The 8024-nt window shown below is 50.1% G+C and carries 6 protein-coding genes; all 6 read left to right on the top strand.

Annotated elements, in window-relative coordinates; genetic code table 11:
• Positions 1-37: 37 nt before the first annotated feature.
• Positions 38-877 (top strand): alpha/beta hydrolase, encoded by an 840-nt coding sequence (locus ACI32D_RS01455; RefSeq protein ID WP_439774889.1) that lies wholly within the window; start codon positions 38-40, stop codon positions 875-877.
• 37 nt (positions 878-914) lie between these two features.
• Positions 915-1106: a hypothetical protein gene (locus ACI32D_RS01450; RefSeq protein ID WP_439774888.1), complete on the top strand. Its 192-nt coding sequence runs from the start codon at positions 915-917 to the stop codon at positions 1104-1106.
• A 60-nt stretch (positions 1107-1166) separates the two neighbouring features.
• Positions 1167-1757, top strand: a complete 591-nt coding sequence (locus ACI32D_RS01445) for a sugar O-acetyltransferase (protein ID WP_439774887.1) — start codon at positions 1167-1169, stop codon at positions 1755-1757.
• Positions 1758-1944: 187 nt separating this feature from the next.
• Complete coding sequence (locus tag ACI32D_RS01440; protein WP_439774886.1) at positions 1945-3828, top strand: PTS sugar transporter subunit IIA; 1884 nt, start codon at positions 1945-1947, stop codon at positions 3826-3828.
• A gap of 3 nt (positions 3829-3831) precedes the next feature.
• Positions 3832-6849, top strand: a complete 3018-nt coding sequence (locus tag ACI32D_RS01435) for a glycoside hydrolase family 2 TIM barrel-domain containing protein (RefSeq protein ID WP_439774885.1) — start codon at positions 3832-3834, stop codon at positions 6847-6849.
• 49 nt (positions 6850-6898) lie between these two features.
• Entirely contained in the window at positions 6899-7906 is a 1008-nt protein-coding gene (locus tag ACI32D_RS01430; RefSeq protein WP_439774884.1) for a LacI family DNA-binding transcriptional regulator, read from the top strand.
• Positions 7907-8024 lie beyond the last annotated feature (118 nt).

The raw sequence follows: 8024 nt of genomic DNA, 5'->3' as shown, positions 1-8024 counted from the left end.
AAAAGATGAAAAAAGATAGAACAAGGGGATAGTTTATATGGACAAGCATTTAAAGAAAACCGGGATAGCCGTCGCTTTATTATTAGCGACGCTCGGTCTATCGGGTTACCAGCAGCAAAAAGTAGAAGCCGCATCAAGCAAGCGGGCTCTGCGGCCCACTTTTTATATCCATGGCTATAGCTCTAGCATCAAGGCGGAGGAATTTTTGGCCAAAGAAGCTGTTAAGTCAGGTGCCTGCAAGCAAGTCATCAAGGCTGAAGTTGACACCCGTGGTCACGTCAGATTAAGTGAGAAACTGTCCAGAAAGGCAAAGAACCCATTGGTCCTGGTTGGCTTTAAAGACAATCGCAATCTCAACTACAACCGCGATGCCTGGTATGCCTACCAAGCAATCAGAGCAGTCAAAAGAAGCCAGAATTTCAAGCAGATGAACTTGATTGGCCACTCAATGGGGAACGCGACGATCAGCTACATGCTGATCAACTACGGACAAAAGAAGTCCTTCCCAAAGCTTAAGCGGATGGTCAGCATTGCCGGCCACTACAATGGAGTGCGCGGACAGGGACTGAAAACATCAAAAGACAGAAAGAATGGCCGCCCATATAAATTGAGCAGCAATTACCGCCATTTACTGGTCTTGCGTAAGATTTTCCCTAAGGCCCGGGTTCTGAATATCTACGGGGATTTGGAAGACGGCAGCCACTCAGATGGTCGGATCAACAATTCTTCAACCCTGTCCATGCGCTACTTGGTTAAAGCTAGAGCAAAAAGCTACCGGGAAAAGAAATTTACCGGCCCAATGGCTCAGCACAGCCGCTTGCGGGAGAACCCAAAGGTCTTGAAGACAGTGGTTAAGTTTCTTTGGCCAAATAAGTAAGAATGCAGAGTTGAAATCGTATTTTTAGGTAACTAAGATGAAAGAACAAATTCTAGATTTCTGCCAGTTGTTCTACGCTGTGTTCAGCATGATTGTTTACGGCAACTTGTGGCTGAACCCGGGCAATTTTCTTTTCCGCGTTCTCTTCACCTTGATGTTTGCCTATTCAGCCTATCTGCTGGTCCTCTCTAGCAAAAAGATTTGGCAAAAAATTCAAAATAAGAAATGACCTGTGATTAATCTCCAGTGCTAAACTGAAACTGTAGCTTAATAGAAAACAGGTGAAAAAATGACGACAGAAAAAGAAAAGATGCTGGCAGGCCAGGTCTACAATCCTGGCCAAGACGAAGGCTTGATGGCAGAACTGGCCGCCTGCAAGGCCAAGTGTCTCCGCTACAACCAATTGACGGCTGGAGCTGAAAGAAGGGAGCTCTTAAAGGAAATCCTTGGTCAAACTGGTGAAAACTGCCACATCGAACCAAACTTCTGGTGCGACTATGGCTGGAATATCAAAGTTGGCGAAAACTTCTACGCCAACCACAACTTGACTGTCCTGGATGCCGGCGGGGTGACTTTTGGCGACAATGTCTTCATCGGCCCTGACTGCGGCTTCTACACTTCCGGCCACCCGCTTGACGTGGAAAGAAGAAAGGCCGGCCTGGAATATGCCTATCCGATTACCGTCGGGAGCAATGTCTGGATCGGCGGGGGAGTCCGGGTGGTGCCTGGCGTCTCTATCGGCGACAACTCTGTTATCGGGGCTGGCAGCGTCGTGGTTAAAGATATCCCGGCCAACTGCGTGGCTGCCGGCAACCCTTGCCGGGTTATCCGGGAAATCACTGAAGATGACGCAAGCAGTGACCTCAACTGGAAGAAGTAAGAGATAAGAATAATCGGTAAAAACTAAATTCAGGCAGTACAAGTAAATAGCAGCAAATGACTCTTTGTAAACAGCAAAGAGTCATTTTTTGTTTACTAAAAATATTTTTGGTAAAATGGCTTGATTTGTTTAGTAAACAAGTCTATACTGTAAGCGTAAACAAGTTAAAGATCCAAAGGAGAAAATCATGAAGAAAAAGCTTGTCTCACGCTTGTCGTACGCGGCCGGTGCCTTTGGCAACGACGTCTTCTACGCGACTCTGTCAACCTACTTTATCGTTTTCGTCACCACCCACCTCTTTAATGCCGGTGACCACAAGATGATCTTTATCATCACCAACTTGATCGCGGCTATCCGGATCGGTGAAGTCCTGATCGACCCCTTGATCGGGAACGCAATCGACCGGACTGAAAGCCGGTGGGGAAAGTTCAAGCCCTGGGTTGTGGGCGGGGGGATCATCAGCTCCCTGGCCCTCCTGGCCCTCTTTACCGACTTTGGCGGACTCAACCAAAGCAATCCTGCTGTTTACTTAGTAATCTTCGGTATTGTTTACTTAATCATGGACGTCTTTTACTCTTTTAAGGACACTGGCTTCTGGGCCATGATCCCGGCCTTGTCCCTGGATTCCCGGGAAAGAGAGAAGACCTCTACTTTCGCCAGAGTCGGCTCTACTATTGGGGCTAACCTAGTCGGGGTGGTCATCACTCCAATCGTCCTCTTCTTTTCGGCTAGCAAGGCCAACCCCAACGGGGACAAGCAGGGCTGGTTCTTCTTTGCCTTGATTGTTGCCACAATCGGGATTCTGACCTCAATTGCCGTTGGCCTGGGCACGCATGAAGTTAAATCAGCTCTGCGGGAAAGCAAGGAGAAGACGACTTTGAAGCAGGTCTTCAAGGTCCTGGGGCAGAACGACCAGCTCCTCTGGCTGGCCTTTGCCTACTGGTTCTACGGCTTGGGCGTCAACACCTTGAACGCTCTTCAGCTTTACTACTTCTCATACATCTTGGGCGATGCCCATGGCTACAGCCTCTTGTACACCATCAACACCTTCGTCGGCCTGGTTTCTGTTTCCTTCTTCCCATCACTGGCCAAGAAGTTCAACAGAAAGCGCCTCTTCTACGCCTGCATCGCGGTCATGCTTTTAGGGATCGGCATCTTCTCAGTTGCCAGTGGTTCCCTGGCCTTGTCTCTGGTTGGCGCTGAACTCTTCTTTATTCCGCAGCCTCTGGCCTTCCTGGTCGTTTTGATGATCATTTCTGACGCCGTTGAATACGGGCAGCTGAAGACAGGCCACAGAGACGAAGCCTTGACCCTGTCTGTCCGGCCTCTAGTCGACAAGTTAGGCGGGGCACTGTCCAACTGGTTCGTTTCCTTGATCGCCGTTACTGCCGGCATGACTACTGGGGCAACTGCCTCAACCATTACCGCTCATGGCCAGACAGTTTTCAAGCTTGCCATGTTTGCCTTCCCGGCTGCCATGCTCTTGATCGCAGTTTTGATTTTTGCTAAGAAGGTCCTCTTGACCGAAGAAAAGCACGCAGAAATTGTTGACCAGCTGGAAGCCCAGTTCAGCCGAAGCCATGCTCAAAAGCCGGCGCAAGCTGAAAGCTTCACCCTGGCTAGTCCCTTGTCCGGTCAGTTGATGAACCTGGACATGGTAAACGACCCGGTCTTTTCAAAGAAAAAATTAGGCGACGGTTTTGCCCTGGTGCCAGAAGACGGAAAAGTCTACGCGCCATTTGCCGGTACTGTCCGCCAGCTGGCTAAAACCCGGCATTCCATTGTTTTAGAAAATGAACACGGGGTCTTGGTCTTGATCCATATTGGCCTGGGTACGGTCAAATTAAACGGGACTGGCTTTGTCAGCTACGTTGAAGAAGGAAGTCAAGTTGCTGCTGGCCAGGAAATCCTGGAATTCTGGGACCCGGTCATCAAGCAGGCCAAGCTGGATGACACGGTTGTCGTGACCATCATCAACAGTGAAACTTTCGCAAATAGCCAGCTGCTCTTGCCAATTGGCCACAGTGTCAAGGCTCTGGACGATGTATTTAAGTTAGAAGGGAAGAAATAGATAATGAACAATAAGCAAGCAAAAAGAGTTGACCAGGCAGACCTGGCCTGGCTGACTGACCCGGAAGTCTATGAAGTCAATGCAATTCCTCCGCACTCAGACCATGAGTCTTTCCAAAGCCTGGAAGAACTGGAAAGCGGAAAATCCGGTTTAGTTCAGTCCCTGGATGGGGCCTGGCTGATCGACTACGCTGAAAACGGCCAGGGACCAGTCAACTTCTATGAAGAAGGCTTCGACGACAGCAATTTTAAATCTGTCAAAGTACCAGGCAACCTGGAATTGCAAGGCTTTGGCCAGCCGCAGTATGTTAACATCCAATACCCATGGGATGGCAGTGAGGAGATCTTCCCGCCCCAAGTTCCAAGCAAAAATCCTCTTGCTTCTTATGTCAAATACTTTGACCTGGATGAAGCCTTCTGGGACAAGGAAGTCAGCTTGAAGTTCGATGGGGCGGCAACAGCCATCTATGTCTGGTTAAACGGCCACTTCGTTGGCTACGGGGAAGACTCCTTTACCCCAAGCGAATTCATGGTCACCAAGTTCCTCAAGAAGGAAAATAACCGCCTGGCTGTAGCTCTTTACAAGTATTCTTCCGCTTCCTGGCTGGAAGACCAGGACTTCTGGCGCCTGTCTGGAATTTTTAGATCAGTTACCCTCGAGGCTAAACCAATTCTGCACTTGCAAGATTTGAAACTGACTGCCAGCTTGACAAATGACTACCAAAAGGGGAGTTTGCAGGTCGAAGCTGATATTGCCTACCGGCTGCCAAATGCCAGCTTTAAGCTGGAACTGCGGGACAGCAGAGCGGACCTGGTGGCTGAAAAAGTTGGTCCGATCAGAAGCGGAAAGCTGGAATTTACCTTAACTGATTTGCCGGTCAAGCCTTGGAGCGCAGAAGAGCCAAACCTTTACCAGGTCCGCTTGTCCCTTTATCAACTAGGCAGTTTGCTGGAAGTCAGCCGGCAGGATATTGGCTTCCGCAACTTTGAATTAAAAGATGGGATCATGTACCTTAATGGCCAGCGGATCATCTTCAAGGGAGTCAACCGGCACGAGTTCGACAGCAAGTTGGGCCGGGCCATCACTAAAGAAGACATGGTCTGGGACATCAAGACCATGAAGCAAAACAACATCAATGCCGTCCGCTGTTCTCACTACCCGAACCAGTCTCTCTTTTACCGTTTGTGCGATAAATACGGTCTTTACGTTATCGACGAGGCCAACTTGGAAAGCCATGGCACCTGGGAAAAGGTCGGCCACGAAGATCCAAGTTTCAACGTGCCGGGTGACGACCAGCGCTGGCTGGGAGCCAGCCTGTCCCGGGTGAAGAATATGATTGCCAGAGACAAGAACCATGCTTCAATCTTGATCTGGTCTTTAGGCAACGAATCATACGCCGGCACCGTCTTTGCCCAAATGGCTGATTATGTCAGAAAGGCTGATCCGACCCGGGTCCAGCACTATGAAGGGGTAACCCACAACCGGAAGTTTGATGACGCGACCCAGATCGAAAGCCGCATGTATGCACCAGCCAAGGTGATTGAAGAATACCTGACAAAGAAGCCAGCCAAGCCGTTTATTTCAGTTGAATACGCCCATGCCATGGGCAATTCAGTTGGCGACTTGGCTGCCTACACGGCCCTGGAAAAGTACCCGCACTACCAGGGTGGCTTTATTTGGGACTGGATCGACCAAGGCCTGGAGAAAGACGGGCACCTTCTGTACGGGGGCGACTTCGATGACCGGCCGACTGATTATGAATTCTGCGGGGACGGCCTGGTCTTTGCTGACCGGACTCAGTCGCCGAAACTGGCCAACGTCAAGGCTCTCTATGCCAACCTTAAGTTAGAAGTAAAGGATGGGCAGCTCTTCCTCAAAAACGACAATTTATTTACCAACAGCTCAGCCTATTACTTCTTGACTAGCCTCTTAGTTGACGGCAAATTGACCTACCAGAGCCGGCCTCTGACCTTTGGCCTGGAGCCAGGTGAGTCTGGCACCTTCGCTTTGCCTTGGCCGGAAGTTGAAGATGAAAAAGGGGAGATCGTCTACCAAGTAACGGCCCACTTAAAAGAAGATCTGCCTTGGGCACCAGAGGGCTTCACGGTAGCTGAAGCAGAAGAAGTTGTCAAAAAGCTGCCAAGCTTTGCTCCGCAAGGGCGGCCGGAATTAGTTGATTCTGACTTCAACCTGGGCCTCAAGGGGAAAGACTTTAAGATCCTCTTCTCTAAGGCCAAAGGCTGGCCGGTTTCTATCAAGTATGCCGGCCGGGAATACTTGAAGCGGCTGCCAGAATTTGCCTTCTGGCGGGCACTGACTGACAACGACCGGGGAGCTGGCTACGGCTATGACCTCGCCAAGTGGGAAAATGCCGGCAAGTATGCCCGCTTGAAAGAGATTGGCTACGAGATCAAGGAAAACTCTGTTTTAGTTAAGACATCCTTCTCACTTCCAGTTGCCTTAAAGGGCGACTTGACTGTGACATACGAAGTAGACGGCCAGGGCAAGATTGCTGTCACCGCAGACTTCCCGGGAGCAGAAGAAGCAGGTCTATTGCCAGCTTTCGGCTTGAACTTCGCCCTGCCAAAAGAACTTCACGATTACCGCTACTATGGCCTGGGGCCTGAGGAAAGCTATGCCGACCGCTTGGAAGGTAATTATCTTGGCATTTACCAGGGAACAGTTAAAAAGAACTTCACTCCGTATCTGCGCCCGCAAGAAGCCGGCAACCGGAGCCAGGTCCGCTGGTACCAGCTCTTTGATGAGAAGGGCGGCTTGGAATTTGCTGCTAACGGGGCAGATTTAAACCTGTCTGCTTTACCATATTCTGCAGCTCAAATTGAAGCAGCTGACCATGCCTTTGAACTGACCAACAACTACACCTGGGTCAGAGCTTTAGCGTCCCAGATGGGGGTCGGCGGGGATGACTCATGGGGGCAAAAGGTTCACCCAGAGTTCTGCCTGGATGCCCGGCAAGCCCGCCAGCTCCGTTTGCTGATTCAGCCCCTTTTTACTGAATGACATGCTACAATTAACTTAACAGCATGAAATTTTAGTAAAAGCAAAGCGAGTGAAGAAGATGGCAACGATCAGAGAAGTGGCCAAGGCAGCCGGCGTATCGCCAGCAACGGTTTCCCGGGTCTTGAACTATGACCAGACCTTGTCGGTCAATGAGGCAACGCGGCAGAAGATATTTGAGACCGCTGAAGCCATGCACTACCATAAGAGCCGGAAGACCAGAAAGAGCAAGCAAAAGCGCCTGGCTATCTGCCTCTGGTGTGACCAGGAGCAGGAGATCAAGGACCTTTATTACTACTCAATCAGAAGCAGCGCGGAAGCTGAAGCCAAGAAGCAGGGCCTGCAGAGCCAAGTCGTTTACGTGGGCGATCCTTTGCCCGATCCGGCTGCTTTAAGCGGGATCATCATGATCGGTTACCAGCAGTATCCAGCCAGCCGCTTAAGAGAAGTCCAAAAGACAGGCCTGCCCCTGGTCTTTGTCGATACGGACACCTTGAAACTAGGCTATTGCTCAGTTGTTGCCGATTTTGACCAGGCCATGCAGGAGGCTTTAGAGGTCTTCTGGCGGCAGGGCAAGGAGCGGATCGCTCTCTTAGATGGTGACTTGGACAGTAATTTTGACAAAAATAACTTGATCGACTTCCGCTTCCGCGACTATAAGAAGAGCCTCAAAGCCCGGGAGCAATATGACTCGGACCTGGTTTACGTAGGAAACTTCACCCCTCAGTCTGGCTATGAAGCCATTAAAGAAGCCCTTAAGTCCGGATCTTTCCCTGAAGCCTTGATCGCTGCCAATGATGCTATGGCTATCGGGGCCTTGAAGGCTTTTAAAGAGGCCGGGATCAAAGTGCCAGAAGAGGTTAGTCTGATTTCCTTTAATGACACAACTGCCGCCGAATTTGCCAACCCTGCCTTGACCAGTGTGCATGTTGAAACCCAGCAGATGGGCCGGGCCAGCGTCAAGGTCATGAAAGACCTGCTGGAAGATGATGAGGCAGGTATTTATAAGGTCACTTTCCCAACTAAACTCGTTTACCGGGAGTCCTGCCCAAGAGAATAGGGCATAATGACAGCAAAGAAATAGCTTGGAGATCAATTTTCTCCAAGCTATTTTTCGTATATATTATGGCTGCATTCTGTTGATCATTCTTGGGAATGGAATAGCTTCACGAACGTGG

The sequence above is a fragment of the Lactobacillus sp. genome (assembly GCF_051873315.1).
GTDB lineage: Bacteria > Bacillota > Bacilli > Lactobacillales > Lactobacillaceae > Lactobacillus.
Note: the sequence above shows the minus strand (reverse complement) of the source record. Positions and strands in the feature narration are given on the sequence as shown.